This is a genomic window from Micromonospora sp. NPDC051543 (assembly GCF_044454415.1).
Taxonomy (GTDB): Bacteria; Actinomycetota; Actinomycetes; order Mycobacteriales; family Micromonosporaceae; genus Micromonospora.
The window spans coordinates 1-21,295 of sequence record NZ_JBITDT010000023.1; the positions used below are offsets into that span (position 1 = coordinate 1).

Here is a 21,295-nt window from a genome sequence, read left to right on the forward strand (position 1 = left end):
CTACCAAGCCACCACCAACATCAACATCATCAGCCCCGACCCTTGACGACCACACCAAACGCCTAACTGAACGGCGTTGCATCTAGATGACTCACCGGCATCAGGCTGATCAGGGTGTTGTCGCCGTCGGTCGCTTGGCGCGGCGGTCGCGAAGACGCACGGCGCCGCACTGCTTCGGCCGGTGGAAGCAGCGTTCGACGACGGTGCGCCGTTCGTAGAGCTGTTGTCGAACGCCGGTGGCCGGCCGCGACCACCGGCGTCGAGAGTCCCCGCGCACCTCCGGGGGCGTCAGCTCAGCAGCCGAGCCGCTTGGTCGACAGGGCGATGTCGTCGATCCAGAGGTCGAACTCACCCGGCGTCGTGCCGCCCTGGTAGAGCTGCCAACCGATCTTCACCGTGTCGACGGTCGGCAGGACGAAGGGAACGTCGTTACCGCCGTGGTCATTCGTGGAGGCGGACAGCTCCGGGTTCGCCACGCCGTCGATCCACACGGCGACGCGGTTGTCCGCCGCGTCGATCTTCCATTCGAAACACTGCCAGGTGTCCTCGACGACCGGGGCGGACTCCCGCCAGTTGGTCCAGTCGCCGGTGGGACCGCCGTCGGCGCCGATGCCCCAGAACGTTCCGGGCACGGTGGGGGCGTACTGGCCACCGATCGGCCGCACGACCTCCGCGCTACCGCTACCGGTCGCCTCGACCAGAGTGAAGTGCGCCCAGTCCGGGGCGGTGGGGAAGGCGTCGACGCGTAGGCGCATCCGGCCGTAGAAGCGGTTGCCCGGCGCGGCGAAGTCGTCGACGCGCAGGAAGGCACGTCCGTTGTCGACCGTGTGGACGTGCAGCACCTGGTTGCCGCGGCGAGCACGTTCGACGGTGAGCGTGCCGTGGCGGGTGTCGACGCCCCAGTTCACCGTGCTGGCCCCGCCAGCGGGCAGTCGCTCGAAGTCCTCACAGAAGAGCAGGCCACGGGGGCATGAGGGCCGGGACGCACCCGACGCCCCGGCCGGAGCGCTGCCGACTGTGGTGCCGAGGATCAGGGCGGCGCTGAACACCGCGAGAAGTCTGCGCATGGTCGTTCTCCCTATCGACGAGGTGCGGTACGCGAGGACTGTCACTTCGGTCGCGTACCGGTCCGACCACGACGGCGCCCGGGCCCGGAGCGGGTGGCTCCGGGCCCGGTCAGCGTCCCGACGCGGAGGGATCGGTACGCGTCGTCGGTCATCAACTGGCGCAGGAGAGACCGCTGGGTGCGGTGTTGCTGCTGCCGTTGACCAGGAAACCGAAGGTGGTCGAGGCGTTCGCGCCGAGAGACCCGTTGTAGTCGACGTTACGGACGCTGACCGTTCCGCTGGTGCCGGTGTTGATGCCATTCCAGACATTGGCGATGCTCTGCCCGCTGGCCAGCGTCAGCCGTACGGTCCAGCCGCTGAGGGTGGCGGAGCCGTTGTTGGCCACCGTGACCTCGCCCTGGAAGCCACCGTTCCAGCTGTTGACCATCCGGTACGTCGCGCTACAGGCACCCGGCGGAGGCGTCGTCGGCGGAGGCGTCGTCGGCGGAGGCGTCGTCGGCGGAGGCGTCGTCGGCGGAGGCGTCGTCGGCGGAGGCGTCGTCGGCGGAGGCGTCGTCGGCGGCGTGCCCGGCACGGTGGTGGAGGCGGCGTTGAGCGCGTTGAGGACGGCGGTGTACGCCGCCTTGGGGTTGCTGTTGCGGTCGAAGAGCAGCGGGTTCTCGCTACCGCGCCAGGAGTCGCTGTCCCGGATGCCCCACGTCGTGATGCCGACGCAGCGGGGGACGTTCATGCAGGCCTGGGTGAGGCCCTGGTACTGGCTGGTCGAGGCGTTGGTGACGTCGGCCTCGGTCAACGCCACGTCGACCCCGAGGGCGGCGAAGCTGGACAGGGTCTGCTGGAAGTTGCCGGGCAACGAACTGCCGCCGGTGAAGTGGGTCTGCAGGCCCACACAGTCGACCGGTACGCCCCGGGACTTGAAGTCCCTGATCATGTTGTAGACGCCCTGGGTCTTGGCGTACGTCCAGTTCTCGATGTTGTAGTCGTTGTAGCACAGCTTCACGCTCGGGTCGGCGGCGCGCGCGGTCCGGAACGCGACCTCGATCCAGTCGTTCCCGGTGGACTGCAGGTTCGACGACCGCCGACTGCCGTTCTCGGCGAAGGCCTCGTTCACCACGTCCCAGTACGCGAACTTGCCCTTGTAGTGGGCCATGACCCCGTTGATGTGGCTGATCATCGCGTTCCGCAGGGCGCTGCCGCTCAGGCTCCCCCAGAACCTCGGCTGCTGGGCGTGCCACGCCAGGGTGTGACCACGGAACCGCATGCCGCGCTGGGTGGCCCAGTTGTAGATCGCGTCACCACGATCGAAGTTGAACTGGCCCGGGTTGGGCTCGGTCGCGTCGGGCTTCATCTCGTTGACGGCCGTCATCATGTCGAACTCACGGCTCGCGATGTTCAGGAAGCCCGAGTCGTTGAGACGGTCCGCCCCCATGGCGGCGCCGAAGTACCGGCCGCTGCGCTCGGCGGCGGCCTTCAGGGTGGTCCCGGGCGATCCGGGGAGGTCGGCGCGGGCGAAGGTCGCCACGGCCATCGAGGACACGGTGATCGCCAGGGCGCAGGCACCACCCAGGAGCAGTCTGGCGGGGCCCCTGGTCCGGTGCTTCGGTCGAGCGGGTACGTCGTTCATCTGTGCACTTCTCCTCGGTGTTTCGTCTGGTCCGTTGCCGACTCGGGGCACGGAACCGAGGAGCACCGCTCGGCCGACGACCGGAGCACCGCGCTCGCCACTGGACCAGCACGCCGCAGGTGACGCCGAGCCGGCGTAAACCCCGCCGCGCCCGAAATCGGTGGCCACCGCCGGCTGCCCGGCCCGCCCGGTGGATGGCGAAAACTCCGCGCCGCACGCCCTGCGGAGTAACACTGCCCTGCCGCGATGCTATATCGAATCAGTTCGATCTGGACAGCCGGCGACCGACGACGGTGGCGCGCGCGACCAAGGACCAGCGGGTTTGGCATCGACCCGGGTCGATGTAGTGTGGAAACGCTCCCACACCACCTCCACCCACCTGATCGAGGAGCCGAACATGCAGCGACGGCGACATCGTCCGGCCACCATGCTGGCCGGCCTGCTCATCCTGACCCTGTCCGTGCTTCTGTCACCACCCCCGTCGGTGGCCGGCACATCCCACGCCCCCGCGACGCCACTCAGCGAGCTGACCGTGGTGTCCGAGCGGGTGGCGTTCGGACTGCAGCGCCCGATCGCGATCACCGGCCTGCCGGACGGTCGAATGTTGATCGCGGAGAAGAACGGCACCGTCCGGGCGTACCACCCCGCCACCGGCCTGGCGGCCGATCCGGTGCTCGACCTGACCGCCCGGATCGACACGTCCGACAACGAGCGCGGCCTTCTCGGCATCACGCCCGCACCGAACTTCGCGCGCACCGGGATCCTCTACGTGGCCTACACGAGCCTGCCGGCCGGAGCGCTGACCCTGGCGCGGGTGCCGCTCGGCGCCCCCGATCGGCTGCAGGTGCTGCTCACCCAGGAGCACGCCGAGTTCGGCAACCACAACGGCGGGCAGGTGGCCTTCGGCCGCGACGGCTACCTCTACTGGTCCACCGGCGACGGCGGAAACGCGAACGACCCGTTCAAGAGCGGCCAGAACCTCGGCACCCTGCTCGGCAAGATCGTACGGATCGACGTCAACCGCAGCTGCGGGGGCAAGCCCTACTGCGTACCCGTGGACAACCCCTTCGTCCGCACGGCGGGCGCGCGGCCGGAGATCTGGGTCTACGGGCTGCGCAACCCGTGGAAGTTCTCCATCGACCCGGTCGACAACTCACTCTGGATCGGCGACGTCGGCCAGGGCCTGATCGAGGAGATCAACCACATCCGCCCGTCGCAGCGTGGCGCGAACCTCGGCTGGTCCTGCAAGGAGGGCACGCCGGTCTTCGACCAGACGCAGTGTCGGCCGGGCGTACGGCTCACCGACCCGGTCGTCGAGTACGAGCACTACCTGACCGAGAACTGCTCCATCATCGGCGGCCTGGTGTACCGGGGGTCCGTCACACCGGAGGCGCGGGGGACCTACATCGCGAGCGACTACTGCTCGACCCGCGCGTTCGCCGTGCGTCCCAGGTCCACGGGTGGCTACGAGTCCGCCGAGATCGGCACCTTCCCCACCCAGCCGACGGCGTTCGGCGCGGACGTGAACGGTGAGCTGTACGTGCTCAGCGACCTCCCGGGCTGGCTGAGCAAGGTGCGGTTCGAGCGGGTCCAGCCCACCCCGACCGCCGGTGTCCGCGTCGGCTAGAACCCGGCATCGGCGACACCGCTGTGGGGGGGGGCCGCCCCCCGGGGCGGGGCAACCCCCCCACCAAAAAAACCAACACAACAAGCGCCCAAAACACCGGGTAGAATCTCGCCAACCGGGGGCCGGGCGCGGGGGGTGGGGGGGCCCCCCCCCCCCCCCGGCGGGGGGGCCCCCCGCCCCCCCCCGCGGGGCCCCCCCCCCCCGGGGCGGGCCCCCCCCCCCCCCCCCCCCCCCCCCCCCCGCCGCACTCGGAGAACCACGTCCGATCAGCGCGCAACTGGCCCTGGTTGACTGCCCGCTCTCGGGCCCGGGAGGACGACGCGTTCATGGCCGGGGATCCCGTGCAGTCGGGTACGCACCACCAGCTCGTGCAGGGCCTCCACGGCCACCGGGTCCGCGCGCTCGGGCAGCATCGAGGAATCCCGGGCCGTCTCCAGTTCGGCGCGCAGTCGCGGCACGTCGATGGCGAGCCGCGCGGCGGCGTCCGCGGGGAGCGGGCCGTGCTCGGCCTCCCGTTTGGCGGCAATGAGATCCGGTACGTACGCCAGTTCCGTACCGAGCACACCGAGGTCCGAGGGTCGCCCCCGGCCGGTGGCTGCCGTACCCGCCGCGGCACGGCACCCACACCGCCGGTCAGCGGTTCTGCTTCGCCTGGCAGGACACGCAGAACTGCGCGTGCGGAAGGATTTCGAGCCGCTCGGCCGGGATGTTCTGTCGGCACTTCGCGCAGGTCCCGTAGGTGCCGGCGCTGATGCGGCTCAGCGCACCGGTGATCTGCTCGATGTTGCGTCGGGTGGCCACCAGCAGCGCGGCCCGGTTGTGGGCCTCACTCGGGTCGCCGGTGTCCGCGTTGAGCTCGGTCAGTTCCCGAAGCCGAGCCGTCTGCGTGGCGAAGTCTTCCGCCAGCGAGGCTCGCAGATCAGCCAGCCAACGCTTGTCGACACCTCGTTGATCGACGCTCATGGTCCTACCTCTGCTTTCGAAGGGTAAAAGAAAAAGGCCGAAGCTGGATAGCTTCGCCCTGGCGGTCGTCCCGTGATGCAACGATTCCGCGGGGGGCCTCGGCCGGTTCGCGCCGGGCTCGTCAGCCACGACATGGGCGCGATGCGCGGCACGCGGACAACCGGCACCCGCATGTCGACCATCCGGCACGCCGCCATCGCCACGTGGGCAGCCCCGATCGCCGCCACACCGGTGACGGCAGGAGAGCGGAACGTAACCGAGGACATGTCTCCACCATAGGCGGCGCCCGCGGCGATGCCAACGCCGGACGAACGGCCGTCCTCACGCGCGCTGTGGGTGACGGGTCACTCCTCCGGCGCGATCAGCCGGTCGTCCGTGACGTCCCGGACGATGATCGCCTCCACCGGGCACGAGTTGGCGGCGTCGAGGACGACCTCGGCCGGGGAGACGACGTCGGCCAGCGGCGCGGACACGCCGTCGACAAGGCGAAAGTGCTCGGGCGCGGTGCCGGCGCAGATGCTCGTGCCGATGCAACGACCCGGGTCCACCCCGACCCGCCAGGCGGTGCTCACCAGGCCACCGGCATGCTGAGCAGGCCCCGTACCAACATGCCGCGCTTCCACTTCAGCTCTGCCTCCGGTATGGCGAGCCGCAGGCCGGGCAGACGGGTGACGAAGGTGCTGACGGCTACCTGCAACTCCATGCGGGCCAACTGCGCGCCGACGCAGTGGTGTACGCCGTGCCCGAAGCCCAGGTGCGGTTTCTGCTCGCGATCGAAGTCCAGCCGGTCCGGGTCGGCGAAGAGCGTACCGTCCCGATTCGCCGACGACAGTGACCCGAGAACCGGTTCCCCGGCCCGGACCAGCACCCCGCCGACCTCGACGTCCTCCTTGGCGTACCGGGCGAAGGAGGAACCGACGCCGAGCGGCACGTACCGCAGCAGTTCCTCGACCGCGGCCGGCACCAGCGACGGATCGGACCGCAGCCGCGCGAGCTGGTCCGGATTGTGCAGCAGGACGTAGACGAAGTTGGGGATCTGGGTCACCGTCGTCTCGTGACCGGCCGCGAGCAGCCCTGCGGCCAGCTCCACCAGTTCGGTCTCGCTGAGCCGATCCTGGTTCTCGTCGCGGGCCCGCACCAGCGCGCCGAGCAGGTCGTCGATCCCCGGGTCGCGGCGGCGCTCGGCGACCAGGCCACCGATGTAGCCCCAGAGATTGTTCAGGTACTCCTGGATCGTCTCCAGAGGCAGTGAGGTGGTCGAGACGATCGCCTCGGACCAGATGTGGAAACGGTCGCGGTCCGCGTACGGGACGCCGAGCAGCTCACAGATCACCTGGATCGGCAGCGGCGTGGCGACGTGCTCCACCAGGTCGGCCGGCGGACCGAGCCGGAGCATGTCGTCGACCAGCGAGTCGGCGATCTCCTGGGTTCGGGGTCGCAGCGCTTCCACCCGACGTGCCGTGAACGCCTTGGCCACCAGCCGACGCAGCCGGGTGTGATCGGGCGGATCCATGGTCAGCATGCCGCTGTACTGCTGGCGCGCGGTGAGCCGGGGCTCGTCCCGATCGACGGCTGGCGCGCGACCGAACCGCACGTCGCCGAGGACCGTACGGACGTCCTCGTACCGGGTGGCGAGCCACGCCTCCTCCCCGTACGGGAGCTGCACCCGGGTCATCGGCTCGTGCTCGCGCAGTTCCCCGTAGGTCGGATCGACGACGAGGCGGTCGGGCACACCGAACGGGTACGACCGCGCGGGCGGAACGGTTCGGCTCTCGGTGCTCTGCGCGCTCTCGGTCATCCGGCTTCCCTTCGTCGAGACGGCATGATCCGCAGGCCGGTGCCACATTCGCAGCGGCTTCGGATCGCCTACGCCCAGGGCATGGATCAACACACCCCTACGCATCGTGACGTTTCAATGTCGGATCGTAGCGAGACACCTCGATGATCGCCATGAAGACCGATCCGCGTCCGTACGCACAGCCGTGCTCGCAGCGGATCGCTCGCGGCAGGGTGCAGTTTCCTGTACGGACCGCGGACCGTAGCGGTGGCAGGGGCGTGTGTCAGCGACCCCGGTCCTGGCCGAGAAAGCACGACAGCAGTTGCCGGAACTCGTGCGGGTGTTCGACCGCCGGCACGTGCCCGCATCGGCCGAACACGTGCAGACGCACGTCGGCCAGATGTTCGAGCAGGGGCCGGGTGGCTGCCTCGATCGGAGTGACGCGGTCCTGGGCGCCGTGCACGAGCAGCACGGGGACGTGGATCGCCGCCAGCGTCTGCGCGGTGAGGGTGAGGTCGTCGACCCATCGTGCCCTCGGTGGAGGGAACAACGAGGCGTACGCGGACGCCCCGTCCCGCATCGCCGCCGCCCGGGCCTCGACGGCCGCGGCGGTCACGAGAGCCTGGTCGAGGAGGAGGCGGCTCAGCATGTCCCGTGCCCCGAGCGGGCCGGCGGGGGCGGCCCAGACCGCGTCGAGATCGGCGGACAGCGGCGCCCCCGGAGCGCCCATCGTGGAGACCGCCACGACATGGGTCACCCGCTCAGGGCGTGCCGCCGCCAGCGCCAGCGCCACCGCGCCACCCATGGAGTGACCCACCACGGCGTAGGACTCGATACCGAGAGCATCCATCAGGCCCGCGGCCTGCTCGGTCCAGAGCCGGAGTCCGCTCGGCGAGCCGGCCGGCACGGGCGTACGGCCGAACCCCGCCTGGTCGGGAGCCACCAGGTGCCAGGACGTACCCAGCGCCTGCGCCGTCGATGCCCAGGCGCCGGACCCGGTCGTGCCGGGTCCGGAGCCGTGCAGCATCAACACCGCGGGCCCGGCGCCGCTCTCCAGAACGTGGACGGGTGAACCGTCGACCGCGACGGTCCGAAGTGCTGTCACCGGGGCAGGCCGGGTGTGCTCACGCCGAGGCGGAGCTGACGGACTTCGAGAAGACCTCCATCATCGCCCTGCCGAACTGCGGCATGTCGGGCCATCCCCGGCAGGAGACGAGGTTGCCGTCCACGACGTCGGGTGCGTCGATGACCGTCGCGCCCGCGTTCTCCATGTCACCGGTGATGGGCGGGAAGCACGCCGTCTTCCGGCCCTTCAGGAGCCCGTACACCGCTGGCACCTGCGCGCCGTGGCACACCAGAGCGATGGGCAGGTTGCGCGCGAAGAAGTGCTCGGTGATGCGCCTGACGTCGGCGTCGACGCGGATCCACTCGGGGGCGCGTCCGCCGGGGATGATGAGGGCGTCGTAGCGCTCGACGTCGACCTCGGCCCAGGGCACGTCGACCGGCAGCTTCCGCCCGTTCTTCTCCACGTAGGCGTCGGAGTTGGGGTCGAACTCGTGGATGACCAACTGCACGTCACGCAGCGTCCGGGACGAGACGTCGACGTCCCAGCCGCCCTCCTGCACGCGGTAGTAGGGATACATGGTGTCGAGTTCCTCGGCGGCGTCGCCGGTCAGGAGCAGCGCTCTGGGCACCTGCTTCTCCTCGCGTCTGGTGGCGGGTGGTGGAGATCCAATCCGATCCGATCCGGTGGCGATAGCATTCCTCGACCCGGCCCACCCGTCAAGCCTCTACCGCCATCGATTCCGCGTCCGTGACCTCGTCGAACAATCGTCGAAAGCGGTCGCCGGAGCGCAGGATGTGCCGACGCATCGCGTAGGCGGCGGCGTCGGGGTCACGCGCGGCGATCGCGGCCACGACGTCCTCGTGTTCGGCCATGGCCAGGTGGGTGACCTGGGCGTCGTGGTGCAGCCGGAAGAGGTGCACGTGGCTGTGCAGACGGGCGAGCGCCTCCCGGATCACCTGGTTCTCCGCGCTGAGGGCGACCAGGTCGTGAAACGCGGCGTCGCGGAGCCCGAAGGCGCCGTACGCCGCGGGCCCCTTGCCCCCCTCCAGCTCGGCCATCTCCTCCAGCATCCGTCGCAGGCCGGCCACCTGGTCCACCGAGGCGCGCTCGGCCGACCGGCGCGCCGCCGCGGGCTCGAGCAGCAGGCGGACCTCGAGCATGTCCTCGAACCGGTGACGGGTGATCTGGGGAGGGATGCGGTAGCCGGCGTGCGGCACCCGCACGACCAGCCCCTCGGCCTCCATGCGGTTCAGGGCGTCCCGGATCGGTGTCTGGGAGACTCCCAGCTCTCGCGCCAGGACGTCGATCGTGACGCGCGAGCCGGGCTCGATCCGTAGCGACATCAGCTGCCCGAGCAGCGTGTCGTACACCTCGTCGGCGAGCCGGCCGCCCGATCTTCCCACCGGCATTCCTCCCGTCACGGCCTTGCGGCCCCGCGCGATCATCGCTCCGTCGTCCATCGTGACGTGAGGTCCCTTCTTGCGCCGTTGCGACCTGTTGACATCAGTCACAGCGCTGCGGCATGCTGACGCCCCCACCAGATCGTATAGGAAAAGTGGCGGATGATCTTCATTCTCCACCTCGCGGCGCAGTTCTGACGCCGGCCCTCACGACGGCCCGGCGCCACGCCCAGAAAACCCAGCAACCGCTCGGCGAAGCACATAGCGAGGCCCTAGAAGTCCCCATCCAGAAAGCAGGCATAACATGCGCGCTCAGAAGCGAATAGGACGGATGCCCGCTCCCGGCCGCAAGGCACGGCTGGCGACGGCGGCCATGCTGCTGGTGGCCACGACCCTGGCGGCGTGCGGCGGCGACAAGGACGACGACGCGAAGGCGAGCGCCCCCAAGGCGCCGGCGGCCGTCCCGGAGCTGAGCAAGGACCCGCTGACCCTCAGCTTCATCTGGTTCGACTGGCCGCCCGCCCAAGCACTGGAAGCCTTCGCCAACGCGGAGTACAAGAAAGAGCGGCCGAACGCGACCATCAAGGTCAACACCGTGCCGAACGCGAACTGGCACGACGCGATGTTCACCCAGTTCGCCGCGCGCAAGACCGACTTCGACATCGCGATCCTGGACTCGCAGCACATCGGCGAGGCCGTGACGAACGGCAACATCCTCGACCTCACGGACTTCGTCAAGAACAACATCGAGGTGCAGGCCTACGACCCGTACCTCCTGGCGGCCTACGGTCAGTTCCCTCAGGCGGAGACCGGCAAACGCGACGAGAACGCCAGCCTGTACGGGCTACCGCTGCTCGGCGACACCTGGACGATGATCTACCGCAAGGACCTGATCGGCGACAAGCCGCCGCAGACCTGGGACGAGATGATCTCGGTTGCCGCGAAGTGCCAGGCGGACAACCCCGGCGTGAGCGGGCTGGCCTTCCACCAGGCCAACGGCTCCGACGCCGCAGCCGTCACCTACAACACGGTCAACGGCGTCTACGGCGGCAACCTCTGGGACCCGAAGGCACGCAAGATCCAGGGCGTCCTCAACGACGCGGCGGGCCAGGAGGCGATGGACGTCCTGGTCAACAAGATGAAGCCGCTGACCGCCAAGGGCTCCGGCAACTGGTTCATCGACGAGACGAACGCGGCGGTCGCCCAGGGCAAGGCGTGCATCGCGTTCAACTGGATCGCGGCGAGCGGCGGCCTGCTCGACCCCAAGCAGTCGACGCTCGGCCCCACGCGGGAGAAGATCCTCGACAAGCTGGGCTTCGCCACCCTGCCGACCCAGAAGACGAACCTGGTCCCGCTCGGCGGGATGGGCATGCACATATCGGCCTACTCCGGCGCGGCGAACCAGGCGGAAGCCCTGAACTTCATGAAGTGGTTCGAGCGGGCCGACATCCAGAAGAAGTGGGCCGCCGCCGGTGGCGTGCCATCGCGTACCGACGCCATCCAGTCACCCGAGTTCCTCAACGCCGGGCCGTTCAACAAGGTGTACGCCGACTCGGTCCCGCGCATGCGGGACATGTGGAACGTGCCCGAGTACGCGCGCCTCGTCGACATCGAGAACACCAACGTGAACGCGGCCCTCAACGGCGCGAAGAGCCCGAAGGACGCGCTCGACGACATCGCCAAGGAGCAGCAGAGCGTGCTCGACTCGAGCAACCGCAAGGGCGGCGGCGGGCTGTGAGCGACGCCCCTTCGACGACCGAACACCCCGGGCAGGTGGCGTCCGCGACGCCACCTGCGCCGGGTCGGTCCCGCCGGCTGAGCGACCGTGGGCTCGCCGTGGCCTTCATCTCCCCCTCGCTCCTGCTGTTGCTCGCCATGTCGGTCTTCCCGCTGCTGTGGTCGTTGTACCTGTCCTTCACCGACTACTCGGCCACGCGCGGGGGTCCCGCCGAGTTCGTCGGGTTCGGGAACTACACCGCGATCCTGACGTCGGCCCAGGTCCACACGAGGGCCCTGACGACTCTGGTCTACGTGATCGGCGCGGTCTCCCTGCAGACCGTGCTCGGTTTCGGCATCGCCTACCTGATCTCCCGACGCACGCGCGGGCGCGGAGCGCTGACCACCCTGTTCCTGGTCCCGATGATGCTGTCACCGGTCGTGGTCGGGTTGTTCTGGCGCTTCATGCTCGACGCGCAGTTCGGCGTGGTCAACAGCATGCTCGGCTCGGTCGGCCTCGGGCAGGTGGAGTGGCTCACCCGGCAGCGGACGGCCCTGATCTCGCTGATCGTGGTCGACACCTGGCAGTGGACGCCCTTCATCATGCTCATCGCGCTCGCAGGCCTCAGCGCGGTGCCCAAGTACCTCTACGAGGCCGCCTCGATCGACCGCGCGTCCGAGTGGTTCAAGTTCCGCACCATCACCCTGCCGCTGGTGTGGCCACTGCTGCTCATCGCCGTGATGTTCCGGGCCATCGAGGCGTTCCGGCTGTTCGACCTCGTCTACATCCTCACCAACGGAGGCCCGGGGGTCTCCACCGAGACGTTGTCGTTCCACATCTACAAGGTCGCGTTCCTGGGCTTCAACACCGGAACCGCGTCGGCGTACGGAATCCTCATGGTCCTCGTCGTCATCGTCCTCACGCAGCTCTACCTGCGTTATCTGAACAAGCTCAAGGAGGACTGATGGCCGTCTCCGTCGACGAGGCCGTGTCCACCGGTCCGGCCGGGGACCACACACCTCCCGCGCGCCGCCCCGGCGGCCGGGGCCGCTCCGCGGTGGAGGTCGTGCTGCTGACCGTGCTGGCCGCCGTGATGCTCTTTCCGGTGCTGTGGATGATCGAGACGTCGATCAAGGAGAACCGCGACGTCTACGCCATTCCGGCCAAGTTCTTCGACTTCGCCGTCACGTTGCAGCACTACAAGGACGTGTTCGTCGCCCAGGGCGACGGTCGTACGCCGGTGTCCGTCAGCTTCCTCAACTCCTTCGTCGTCGCCGGCGCCTCCACGGTGCTTGCCACCGTGCTGGGAGTCCCGGCGGCCTGGGCCTACTCACGCTTCGCCGTGAAGGCCAAGAAGGACCAACTGTTCTTCATCCTGTCCACCCGCTTCATGCCGCCCGTGGTGGTGGTGATCCCGATCTTTCTCATGTACCGCCAGGTCGGACTCATCGACAACAAGATCGGCCTGATCCTCATCTACGCCGCGTTCAACGTGCCGTTCACGATCTGGATGATGAAGGGGTTCGTCGACGAGGTGCCCGCTGAGTACGAGGACGCCGCCATGCTCGACGGCTACACCCGGCTACAGGCGTTCTGGCGATACACGCTTCCCCAGCTCCTACCCGGCATCGCCGCGACGGCGGTCTTCGCGCTCATCTTCTCGTGGAACGAGTTCGTGTTCGCCATCTTCCTCACGTCCAGCGACAGCGTCCGGACGGCCCCACCCGCCATCGCCGGCCTCATCGGCGGCACCACCACCGACTGGGGTCTCGTGGCGGCCGCCTCCGTGGTGTTCGCCCTGCCGGTGCTCATCTTCGCCTACCTGGTGCGCAGGCACCTCATCGCCGGTGTGACGCTCGGGGCGGTGCGACGCTGATGGCGGGTATCGAGGTAACCGCGCTGCACAAGCGCTACCCGGACGGCACGGTCGCGGTCGAACAGGTGGACCTGTCCATCGGCCACGGCGAGCTGTTCGTGATGCTCGGCCCCTCGGGCTGCGGCAAGACGACCACGCTGCGGGCCATCGCCGGCCTGGAGAGGCAGACGTCCGGCGACATCCGCATCGGTGACACGCTCGTCAACGACCTGCCGCCCGCCGAGCGCGACATCGCCATGGTGTTCCAGTTCTACGCCCTCTACCCGCATCTGCGCACCCGCGACAACCTGGCGTTCCCCCTACGTGCCGAGGGACTGCCCAAGCAGGAGGTACACGCGCGGGTCGAGGAGGCCGCCCGGCTGATGCGGCTCGGTGCCCTGCTGGACCGGCGACCGCGCCAACTGTCCGGCGGGGAGCAGCAACGCGTCGCGCTCGCGCGCGCCCTGGTGCGACGACCGCGCGCATTCCTCATGGACGAGCCTCTCACCAATCTGGACGCCGAACTGAGGGCGGACATGCGCACGGAGATCAAGCACCTGCAGGGGGAACTGGGGGCGACGATGGTCTACGTCACCCACGACCAGGTCGAGGCGATGTCACTCGGTCACCGGATCGCCATCCTCAACAAGGGCCGCGTGGAGCAGATCGGCACGCCGCTGGAGGTCTACGACCGCCCGGCGAGTCTCTTCTGCGCCGCGTTCATCGGTTCCCCACCGATGAACCTGATCGACGTGGAGGTGGTCGACGGCATGCTGCACAGTCAGGGCGGGCTGGTCCTCGCACCCCCGTCCGGCCTGCCCCGCGACCGTCGGCTGGTCGCCGGCGTACGGCCGGAGGCGCTGGAAGTCACCGCGCCGGGGACGGACGGCACGATCCCAGCCCGAGTGGTCTCGACGGAGTGGCTGGGCGACGAGATCATCTACGTGGTCGACCACGGCGGCGAGCGCGACGTACGGGTTCGGATGCCACCGACCATCCGTTTCGCCCCGGACGCGAAGGTCGGGCTGCGGCACACCGGCGGAACCCCGGCGGTCTACGACGTGCGCACGGAAGAGCTGGTGGCCTGATGGGAACCGTGGCAGCGAACGGGCTGCGCAAGTCCTTCGGCAAGGTCCAGGCCCTGGACGGGGTGACCCTCGACGTGCCGGACGGCTCGTTCTTCGTCGTGCTCGGGCCCTCCGGGGCGGGTAAGACGACGACCCTGCGGGCGATCGCCGGCCTGGAGAAGCTCGACGCGGGGTCGGTGCACCTGGACGGGAGAGACGCGACCGGTGACGCGCCGGCCGAGCGCGACCTGGCCATGGTCTTTCAGAACTACGCCCTCTACCCGCGACACACGGCGTACGAGAACATCGCCTCACCGCTGCGGGCACGCCGTCGTTCGTCGAGCGAGATCGCCGCCGCCGTCGAGCAGATGTCGAAGCTGCTACACATCGAACGTCTGCTGAAGCGCCGTCCCGCCCAGTTGTCCGGCGGTGAGATGCAGCGGGTCGCGCTGGCTCGGGCGCTGGTCCGCAGCCCACGGGCGTTCCTGATGGACGAGCCGCTGACGAACCTCGACCTCAAGCTCCGCGTCGAGATGCGCACCGAGCTCACCCGCATCCACCGGAGCCTCGGCGCGACCTTCGTCTACGTGACCAACGACCAGGTCGAGGCCCTGTCCATGGCCGATGCGGTCGCGGTCCTCAAGGAGGGCAAGGTGCAGCAGGTCGGGACGCCGACCGAGGTGTACGAGCGTCCCGCCAACCAGTGGGTGGCGGGGTTCGTCGGGAGTCCGCCGATCAGTCTGCTCGCCTGCCGCGCCGAGGGGGATCGTCTGGTCGGCGCGGACGGCTGGACGCTGCCGCGCCCCCGCTGGACCACCGCCGAGGACGGCCGTGCGCTGCTGCTGGGCGTACGCGCGGAGGACCTGTCCGTCGAACAGCGCGGGGACGCGTCGTTGTCGGGAGAGCTCTACGGGCTCGAGCCGCTCGGCGACCGCACGGTGGTCGACGTCCGGGTGGGGACCGAGATCCTCAAGGTCAAGGCACGCCCCACCATCACCGGTACGCCGGGCGAACGACTGTCGGTCACGGTCGACCTGGACCGTGCGCACCTGTTCGACGCGGACACCGGGCTGTCGCTGTCCGAGGCGGGGCGGTAACCGCGCCGACCAGACCGAGACACCTCCGCCCCCGCCCCGACGAGGGCGGGTGACCCGTCCGTCCACGCGCGATCGCTGGGGCACTCCACACAGCACCACGAAGATCACAGGAGGCGACGCAATGAGTGACCCGATGACCGTCCTGGCCCCCGAGCACCGGCGGCTCCGCATCGGCGACGCCTGGCGCGACGCCACGAGCGGGGCCACCTTCGCCGTCGAGGACCCCGCCACCGGCAAGACCATCGCCGAGGTGGCGGACGCCGACGTCGTCGACGGGCTCGCCGCCCTGGACGCGGCGAGCACGGCGATGCCGGGGTGGGCGGCGACTCCACCGCGGAAACGGTCGGAGTTGTTGACCGCGACGTACCGGGCACTGGTGGAGCGGTCCGAGGAGGTCGCCCGGCTGATCACGCTGGAGATGGGCAAGCCACTGGCCGAGGCTCGGGCGGAGGTGTCCTACGGCGCGGAGTTCTTCCGGTGGTTCGCCGAGGAGGCGGTCCGCGTCGAGGGTCGCTACAGCGCCGCCCCCGCAGGCGGATACCGCATCCTCACCGTTCCGAAGCCGGTCGGACCGTGTGTCTTCGTGACGCCCTGGAACTTCCCGTTGGCCATGGGCGCCCGCAAGATCGCTCCTGCGCTGGCCGCGGGCTGTACGACGATCACCAAACCCGCGGGCCAGACGCCGCTCACCATGCTGTTCCTGGCCCGCCTCATGGAGGAGGTGGGCGTGCCGCCGGGCGTCGTCAACGTGGTGACCACCAAGCGTTCCGGCGCGGTGGTCTCGGCGCTGCTGGCCGACAACCGGACCCGCAAGCTGTCGTTCACCGGGTCGACCGAGGTCGGGCGCGTACTGCTCCGGCAGGCTGCGGACAACGTGCTGCGTACCTCGATGGAACTTGGCGGCAACGCGGCCCTGATCGTGTGTGCGGACGCCGACCTGGACGTCGCCGTCGGCGGCGCCATGGTGGCCAAGATGCGCAACATCGGGGAGTCCTGCATCGCGGCCAACCGGATCTACGTCGAGGAACCGGTGCGCGAGGAGTTCACGGCGCGCTTCGTCGAGCGGATGGGCGCGCTGTCGATGGGTCATGGCCTCAACGACGGCGTGGACGTCGGGGCGTTGATCGACGAGGCGTCGGTCACCGCGATCGACGAGCTCGTCGCCGACGCGGTGGATCGGGGCGCCCGGGTGCTGGTGGGCGGCGAGCGTCCGGATGGGCCGGGCCACTTCTACCCGCCCACCGTCGTCGCCGACGTGCCGGACGACGCGCGGATGCTGAAGGCGGAGATCTTCGGTCCGGTGGCGCCGATCATCTCGTTCACGTCCGACGACGAGGTGCTGGCGAAGGCCAACGACACCGAGCACGGCCTGGTCGGGTACGTCTTCACCCGTGACCTGCGGCGGGCGCTGAGGTTCACCGAGGGGCTGGAGACGGGGATGGTCGGCATCAACCGTGGTCTGATCTCGGACCCGTCAGCTCCGTTCGGGGGCGTGAAGCAGTCCGGCATCGGCAAGGAGGGGTCGCACGAGGGCATCCTCGAGTACCTCGACCTCACCTACGCGGCGATCGACCTGCCGTGACCGGCCCGCCGCCCCGAGCTTGCGCCCCGCACATCGCCGCCGACGTTCGAAAGAGGCACCGACATGCTTGAGACCGTCCGCGGACCACGCCAGCTCATCGTCGGCGAAGGGGTCGCGCAGAACATCCCCCGGGTGGTGGCCGAGAGTGGATCGCGGGTCCTCGTGGTGACCGACCAGGTCCTCCTGGGCCAGCCGGGCGTCGCCGAGATCGTGGCCGCCGTGCGGGAGCGGGTCGACGTCGTCGAGGTGTTCTCGGACGCGACATCGGACGTGCCACTCGCCGACGTCGCCGTGGCCGTCAGGGTCGCCAACGAGGTGGAGGCCGACGTGATCCTCGCCATCGGGGGTGGCACGGTGATCGACCTCGCCAAGATCGTCGGCGTCATCCGACGCCACGGGGGGACGCCGCGCGACTTCTACGGCGAGTCGAGGGTGCCGGGGCCGACCCTCCCCCTCATCGCGGTCCCGACCACGTCCGGTACCGGCTCCGAGCTCACCCCCGTATCGGTGTTGACCGACCCGGACCGCGAGCTGAAGGTGGGGGTCTCCAGCGTCCACATCGTGCCCGACTTCGCCATCGTGGACCCCGAACTCACCTATTCCTGCCCGGCGACCGTCACCGCCCACTCCGGCATCGACGCGTTCTGCCACGCCGTGGAGAGCTACACCGCGCGACCTCGGGCCCACGGACCACGCGACCCGGTGGAGCAGGTGTTCCTCGGCCGTAACCCGATCACCGACCACTACGCGCTCCGGGCCGCGGAGCGGATCGCCCGGAGCCTGCGTCGTGCGGTCCGGGACGGCGGCGACCGGGACGCGCGCGCGGACATGTCGTACGGGTCGATGCTCGCCGGGCTCGCCTTCTCGCACGCGGGCAACGCGGCCCCGCACGCCCTCCAGTACCCCATCGGCGCGGCCACGCACACCCCGCACGGCCTGGGCGTCGGACTGCTCCTGCCCTACGCGTTGGACGCGGCCCGGGATGCCATCGAAGACCGGTTGGCGATCCTCGCCGGGGTGTGCGGGCTCGACGTGGCCGACGCCTCCGATGCCGAGGCGGCGGACACGTTCCTCACCTGGCTCGACGGTCTCCTCGCCGACATCGGCATCCCCCGCACCCTGGCGGACATCGGCGTGGCCCGCGCCGACCTGCCACGTTTCGCGGAGATGGCCAGTGGCGTCACCCGCCTCATCCAGAACCACCCGGGTCCGACCGACACCGCCAGCCTGACCGCGATCCTCGACGCGGCCTGGACCGGAGACCGGACCCGACACGTCCTGACTCCGAGCGGAGATGGTGCCGGTAACGGGTAGCCGACGACGCTCGCCGCCGGCTTCCGCGCGTCGAGGACGAAGGCCGGTGCGACCACTACCATGCGAGCGTGGCTCGCGTTGCCCCGGCCCGCAGGCCGTACCCGCTGCTCGTCGCCGTGGCGATCGTGGTGGCGCTCGGCGCGGCCACCGCCTGGACGGTCGGCGACACCCTGGGGCTGAGCCACTCCCCCGCCGCCGTGCCGGGCGAGGAGGCCGTCGCGGCGCCGACGCGGACGCCCGCGCCGGTGCCGCCGTTGGCGTCCCTCGTCGTACCCGACGATCCCCGGCTCACCAGGGCAGCGACCGCCGTCGCCGACGCGGTCGTCTTCCGCGGTCGGCCCCGGCCGGTGCTCGCCCCAGCCGCGACCACCTCCTCGGGCAGCGGTACGGCGAGCGGCGGGCCCCCCGACCCGTCGGCGGTACGCACGCTGCGGGCGGGCGTGCTGGCCGCTCTCCGTGGGACGCCCGAGTCGTACCGGCTCGACGTGCGCGGCACCGAGTTGACGGTCCAGGGCGGTGATGTCGCGGGCGTGGCAGCCGGGATGTACCAGCTGGCCGACCGGATCCGCTCCGGCGTCGAGGCGCTCTCCCCGGCGGACACGGGTCGGTTGGTCGCACCCCGGCTCGGCCTGCGACTGACCGACGCCGGTTCGGTGGGCCGCGAGCCCGACCCGGACGCCTTCGCCGCCGGCGACGACTACAGCCTGAACACCGACGTGGTCGCCTCGGCGGTGCTGCCCCGCGCGCCGTGGGTGGACGCCGACGCGGTGGCGCGCATCGACGCGCAGTTTCGGCAGCTCGTCGACCACTCGCTGGCGCAGGGATACAACGGGATCGTCGTGCCCGGCTTCCTGGAGTACGTCACGTTCGCCAAGGTCGGCGACGGACGCGCCGTCTATCCGCCCGGCGACCCGCACGTCGACCGGGCGCGGGCGATGGTCACGGCATTCGGGCCCGTCTTCCGGTACGCCGAGGACATGGGGATGAAGGTCTTCCTGCTGACCGACATGCTCGCGGTGTCGCCGCCGCTGGAGGCGTACCTGACGCGGACCGTCGGCGGCCTCGACGTGGCCGACCCCCGGCTGTGGGCGGTCTACCAGGCCGGCCTGGCCGAACTGTTCGAGAGCATGCCGTTCGTCGACGGCCTGATGGTCCGCATCGGCGAGGGCGGCGAGGTGTACGCCGAAACCGGCTGGGACTTCTCGTCCCGGCTCGCGGTCACCACGGAGGCGTCCGTACGCGCGATGCTGCGGGCGTTGCTGGACACGGCGGGCTCCGCCGGAAAGGAGATCATCTTCCGGACCTGGACGGTGGGCGTCGGCGCGGTCGGCGACCTGCACACCAACCCGGAGTCGTACGCGCAGGTCCTCGGCGGGCTCGACGACCCGCACCTGATCGTGTCCACGAAGTACACCCTCGGCGACTTCTACAGCCACCTGCCGCTGAACACCACCCTGCTGGGTGGCAGGCACCGCCGCATCGTGGAGTTCCAGGCGCGGCGCGAGTTCGAGGCGTTCGGCTCGCTGCCCAACGACCTCGGCCCGTTGCACCGCCAGGCGCTGCAAGCGTTCCTCGCCGCCAACGCAAACGTCGAGGGTGTCTGGAACTGGACCCAGGACGGCGGACCGCTGCGCGCCGGACCCATGTCGCTGTACCTGCGCGCCGGCTTCTGGCAGCTCTACGACCTCAACACGTACGCCGTCGGCCGCCTGGCGTGGGACCCGCAGGTCGATCCGGCGCAGGTGACGGCGGACTGGGCATACCGCACGTTCTCCGGCGACCCCGGCACCGTCGCCGCGATCGGGCAGGCCATGGCGCTGTCCCGCCAGGCGGTCACCAAGGGCCTCTACATCGGTCCGTACGCCGACCGGTCGGTACGGGCGCTCGGGCTCGAACCACCGCCCATGATGTGGATCTTCGAGTGGGACATCCCGACCGGCGACTCCGCAGCTCTGGACAGCATCTACGCGGTGACCGGCGGCCGCGTCGACGAGGCGATCCAGGAGGGTACGCAGGCCGTCGTGCTGGCCCGGCGCATGCGCGACCTGGTGGCCGCGACCGACCCGGCGACCTGGCGGGACGCCGAACTGCGCGGGCGCTTCACCGCCACGCTCGACTACCAGGTCGACCTGTTCGAGACGCTGAGCGCGTACCGGACCATGGTGCTGCGGCACGCTCAGTGGCTGGACACGGGCGCACCGGCCGCCCGTCACGAGTGGCGGCGGGCAGCGGCGGCGTACCAGGATGCGCGCGACGCGCACCGGCAGCGCTACGGCGCCGACCTGGACCTGCCGGCGTACAACTTCACCGCCGCCGACCTCGGGGCGCAGCGTGCCGACCGGGACCCGGCGATGGCCTGGGCCGCCCGGGCGCTGCTCGCGTCGATCCTGCTGGTGCTGCTGCTCGGCCTGCGCGGTCGCGGGTTCGGCGCGGCCGCCGCGCGCGGGCTGCTGCTCGGCGCGCTCCGGCCGTGGCGGGTCGCCGCGCTGCCGACACCCCGCACCCGGGCGGATCGGCTGATGGTGTGGCTGGTCCCGGCCGTGGTCCTGGTGGCGAGCCGGCTCGTGTTGACCTGGTTCGCCGCGCCGGCACACCTGCTGGTCACCCTCGGTGGATGGGCGCTGTTCGCTCTCGTCGTACGCCTCGTCGTCGGCCGCCGGGATCCGTTCCACCTGTGGGCCGCGCTCGGCGGCGTCGCGCTGCTGCGCAGCGTACTTCTCCTGGCGGCGCTCGCCCCGCGCGGACCCGGCGGCTACTGGTTCGCCTTCTGGACCTCGCCAGGGCTGCGCGCGGCGTACGTCACGGTCGCGTTCGCGGCGTTCTGCTGGCTGTTCGTGGTCACGGCGGTGGTCCTGCGGGACCGCTACGGCCTGCGCCGCGCAAGCGCGGTCGGGCTGACCCTCACCGCCGTGGGCGTACCCCTGGGCGCACTGTCCATCCTGGTCTCGGCGGTGGGCCTGGAACGCGCGCTGACGGTGTGGAACGACCAACTCGCGCTGCTGCCCTGGGGCCTGTCCCGCATCCTCGGCATCACCGTCTACCTCGGCATCCCCACCCAACTCCCGGCATATGCAGCCGCTGCGGGAGTCGCCCTGGCCGGCGTCGGTCTGCTCCTGTCACTTCGCCGCGATTGACGCTC

General features: G+C 70.2%; 17 protein-coding genes and 1 pseudogene. 9 read left to right on the top strand and 9 right to left on the bottom strand.

The window, feature by feature from the left end:
* Positions 1–293: 293 nt before the first annotated feature.
* Together ACIA3K_RS29200 and ACIA3K_RS29205 are read right to left on the bottom strand one after the other, a co-directional pair.
* Entirely contained in the window at positions 294–1,067 is a 774-nt protein-coding gene (locus tag ACIA3K_RS29200; protein WP_396804807.1) for a hypothetical protein, read from the bottom strand.
* 151 nt (positions 1,068–1,218) lie between these two features.
* Positions 1,219–2,691 (bottom strand): endo-1,4-beta-xylanase, encoded by a 1,473-nt coding sequence (locus ACIA3K_RS29205; RefSeq protein WP_396804808.1) that lies wholly within the window; start codon positions 2,689–2,691, stop codon positions 1,219–1,221.
* A gap of 397 nt (positions 2,692–3,088) precedes the next feature.
* Here ACIA3K_RS29205 and ACIA3K_RS29210 point away from each other — a divergent pair, with 397 nt between their 5' ends.
* Complete coding sequence (locus ACIA3K_RS29210) at positions 3,089–4,318, top strand: PQQ-dependent sugar dehydrogenase (protein ID WP_396804809.1); 1,230 nt, start codon at positions 3,089–3,091, stop codon at positions 4,316–4,318.
* A 266-nt stretch (positions 4,319–4,584) separates the two neighbouring features.
* Here ACIA3K_RS29210 and ACIA3K_RS29215 read toward each other — a convergent pair.
* The 7 genes and pseudogenes from ACIA3K_RS29215 to ACIA3K_RS29245 all read right to left on the bottom strand — a co-directional run.
* Positions 4,585–4,911: pseudogene (locus ACIA3K_RS29215) on the bottom strand (hypothetical protein); the annotation flags it as partial.
* Between the two features lie 40 nt (positions 4,912–4,951).
* Positions 4,952–5,281 (bottom strand): TraR/DksA family transcriptional regulator, encoded by a 330-nt coding sequence (locus tag ACIA3K_RS29220; RefSeq protein ID WP_396804810.1) that lies wholly within the window; start codon positions 5,279–5,281, stop codon positions 4,952–4,954.
* Between the two features lie 344 nt (positions 5,282–5,625).
* Positions 5,626–5,853, bottom strand: a complete 228-nt coding sequence (locus tag ACIA3K_RS29225; RefSeq protein ID WP_355047863.1) for a ferredoxin — start codon at positions 5,851–5,853, stop codon at positions 5,626–5,628.
* A complete protein-coding gene (locus tag ACIA3K_RS29230; RefSeq protein WP_396804811.1) occupies positions 5,850–7,079 on the bottom strand; it encodes a cytochrome P450 in 1,230 nt (409 codons plus the stop codon). The genes ACIA3K_RS29225 and ACIA3K_RS29230 overlap by 4 nt, the downstream gene beginning before the upstream one ends.
* Before the next feature lie 262 nt (positions 7,080–7,341).
* Positions 7,342–8,163 carry an alpha/beta fold hydrolase gene (locus ACIA3K_RS29235; RefSeq protein ID WP_396804812.1) on the bottom strand — a complete coding sequence of 274 codons (822 nt, stop codon included), beginning with the start codon at positions 8,161–8,163 and terminating at the stop codon, positions 7,342–7,344.
* Positions 8,164–8,182: 19 nt separating this feature from the next.
* Complete coding sequence (locus ACIA3K_RS29240; protein WP_355047859.1) at positions 8,183–8,752, bottom strand: DJ-1/PfpI family protein; 570 nt, start codon at positions 8,750–8,752, stop codon at positions 8,183–8,185.
* A gap of 88 nt (positions 8,753–8,840) precedes the next feature.
* Entirely contained in the window at positions 8,841–9,533 is a 693-nt protein-coding gene (locus ACIA3K_RS29245; protein ID WP_396804873.1) for a GntR family transcriptional regulator, read from the bottom strand.
* 295 nt (positions 9,534–9,828) lie between these two features.
* On the opposite strand from ACIA3K_RS29245, the gene ACIA3K_RS29250 reads away from it, so the two are divergent.
* The 8 genes from ACIA3K_RS29250 (at position 9,829) to ACIA3K_RS29285 (ending at position 21,290) form a co-directional block, all read left to right on the top strand.
* Positions 9,829–11,262 (top strand): extracellular solute-binding protein, encoded by a 1,434-nt coding sequence (locus ACIA3K_RS29250; RefSeq protein ID WP_396804813.1) that lies wholly within the window; start codon positions 9,829–9,831, stop codon positions 11,260–11,262.
* Positions 11,259–12,206, top strand: coding sequence for a carbohydrate ABC transporter permease (locus tag ACIA3K_RS29255; RefSeq protein WP_396804814.1), 948 nt, complete (start codon positions 11,259–11,261; stop codon positions 12,204–12,206). Before ACIA3K_RS29250 ends, ACIA3K_RS29255 begins: the two co-directional genes overlap by 4 nt.
* Positions 12,206–13,117 (top strand): carbohydrate ABC transporter permease, encoded by a 912-nt coding sequence (locus ACIA3K_RS29260; protein ID WP_396804815.1) that lies wholly within the window; start codon positions 12,206–12,208, stop codon positions 13,115–13,117. Before ACIA3K_RS29255 ends, ACIA3K_RS29260 begins: the two co-directional genes overlap by 1 nt.
* On the top strand, positions 13,117–14,184 hold the full coding sequence (locus ACIA3K_RS29265; RefSeq protein ID WP_396804816.1) for an ABC transporter ATP-binding protein: 1,068 nt from the start codon (positions 13,117–13,119) through the stop codon (positions 14,182–14,184). The genes ACIA3K_RS29260 and ACIA3K_RS29265 overlap by 1 nt, the downstream gene beginning before the upstream one ends.
* On the top strand, positions 14,184–15,260 hold the full coding sequence (locus ACIA3K_RS29270; protein ID WP_396804817.1) for an ABC transporter ATP-binding protein: 1,077 nt from the start codon (positions 14,184–14,186) through the stop codon (positions 15,258–15,260). The genes ACIA3K_RS29265 and ACIA3K_RS29270 overlap by 1 nt, the downstream gene beginning before the upstream one ends.
* 121 nt (positions 15,261–15,381) lie before the next feature.
* Positions 15,382–16,842, top strand: a complete 1,461-nt coding sequence (locus ACIA3K_RS29275; RefSeq protein ID WP_396804818.1) for an NAD-dependent succinate-semialdehyde dehydrogenase — start codon at positions 15,382–15,384, stop codon at positions 16,840–16,842.
* 63 nt (positions 16,843–16,905) lie between these two features.
* Positions 16,906–18,156, top strand: a complete 1,251-nt coding sequence (locus ACIA3K_RS29280; protein ID WP_396804819.1) for an iron-containing alcohol dehydrogenase — start codon at positions 16,906–16,908, stop codon at positions 18,154–18,156.
* 68 nt (positions 18,157–18,224) lie between these two features.
* A complete protein-coding gene (locus ACIA3K_RS29285) occupies positions 18,225–21,290 on the top strand; it encodes a hypothetical protein (RefSeq protein ID WP_396804820.1) in 3,066 nt (1,021 codons plus the stop codon).
* The last annotated feature ends 5 nt before the right edge of the window (positions 21,291–21,295 follow it).

Excerpts from the sequence above, each read along its gene's own strand:
- ACIA3K_RS29200 (WP_396804807.1), bottom strand. The coding sequence starts at position 1,067 with ATGCGCAGACTTCTCGCGGTGTTCAGCGCCGCCCTGATCCTCGGCACC.
- ACIA3K_RS29250 (WP_396804813.1), top strand. The coding sequence starts at position 9,829 with ATGCGCGCTCAGAAGCGAATAGGACGGATGCCCGCTCCCGGCCGCAAG.
- ACIA3K_RS29265 (WP_396804816.1), top strand. The coding sequence starts at position 13,117 with ATGGCGGGTATCGAGGTAACCGCGCTGCACAAGCGCTACCCGGACGGC.
- ACIA3K_RS29245 (WP_396804873.1), bottom strand. The coding sequence starts at position 9,533 with ATGCCGGTGGGAAGATCGGGCGGCCGGCTCGCCGACGAGGTGTACGAC.
- ACIA3K_RS29260 (WP_396804815.1), top strand. The coding sequence starts at position 12,206 with ATGGCCGTCTCCGTCGACGAGGCCGTGTCCACCGGTCCGGCCGGGGAC.
- ACIA3K_RS29230 (WP_396804811.1), bottom strand. The coding sequence starts at position 7,079 with ATGACCGAGAGCGCGCAGAGCACCGAGAGCCGAACCGTTCCGCCCGCG.
- ACIA3K_RS29270 (WP_396804817.1), top strand. The coding sequence starts at position 14,184 with ATGGGAACCGTGGCAGCGAACGGGCTGCGCAAGTCCTTCGGCAAGGTC.
- ACIA3K_RS29205 (WP_396804808.1), bottom strand. The coding sequence starts at position 2,691 with ATGAACGACGTACCCGCTCGACCGAAGCACCGGACCAGGGGCCCCGCC.
- ACIA3K_RS29280 (WP_396804819.1), top strand. The coding sequence starts at position 16,906 with ATGCTTGAGACCGTCCGCGGACCACGCCAGCTCATCGTCGGCGAAGGG.
- ACIA3K_RS29210 (WP_396804809.1), top strand. The coding sequence starts at position 3,089 with ATGCAGCGACGGCGACATCGTCCGGCCACCATGCTGGCCGGCCTGCTC.
- ACIA3K_RS29220 (WP_396804810.1), bottom strand. The coding sequence starts at position 5,281 with ATGAGCGTCGATCAACGAGGTGTCGACAAGCGTTGGCTGGCTGATCTG.
- ACIA3K_RS29275 (WP_396804818.1), top strand. The coding sequence starts at position 15,382 with ATGAGTGACCCGATGACCGTCCTGGCCCCCGAGCACCGGCGGCTCCGC.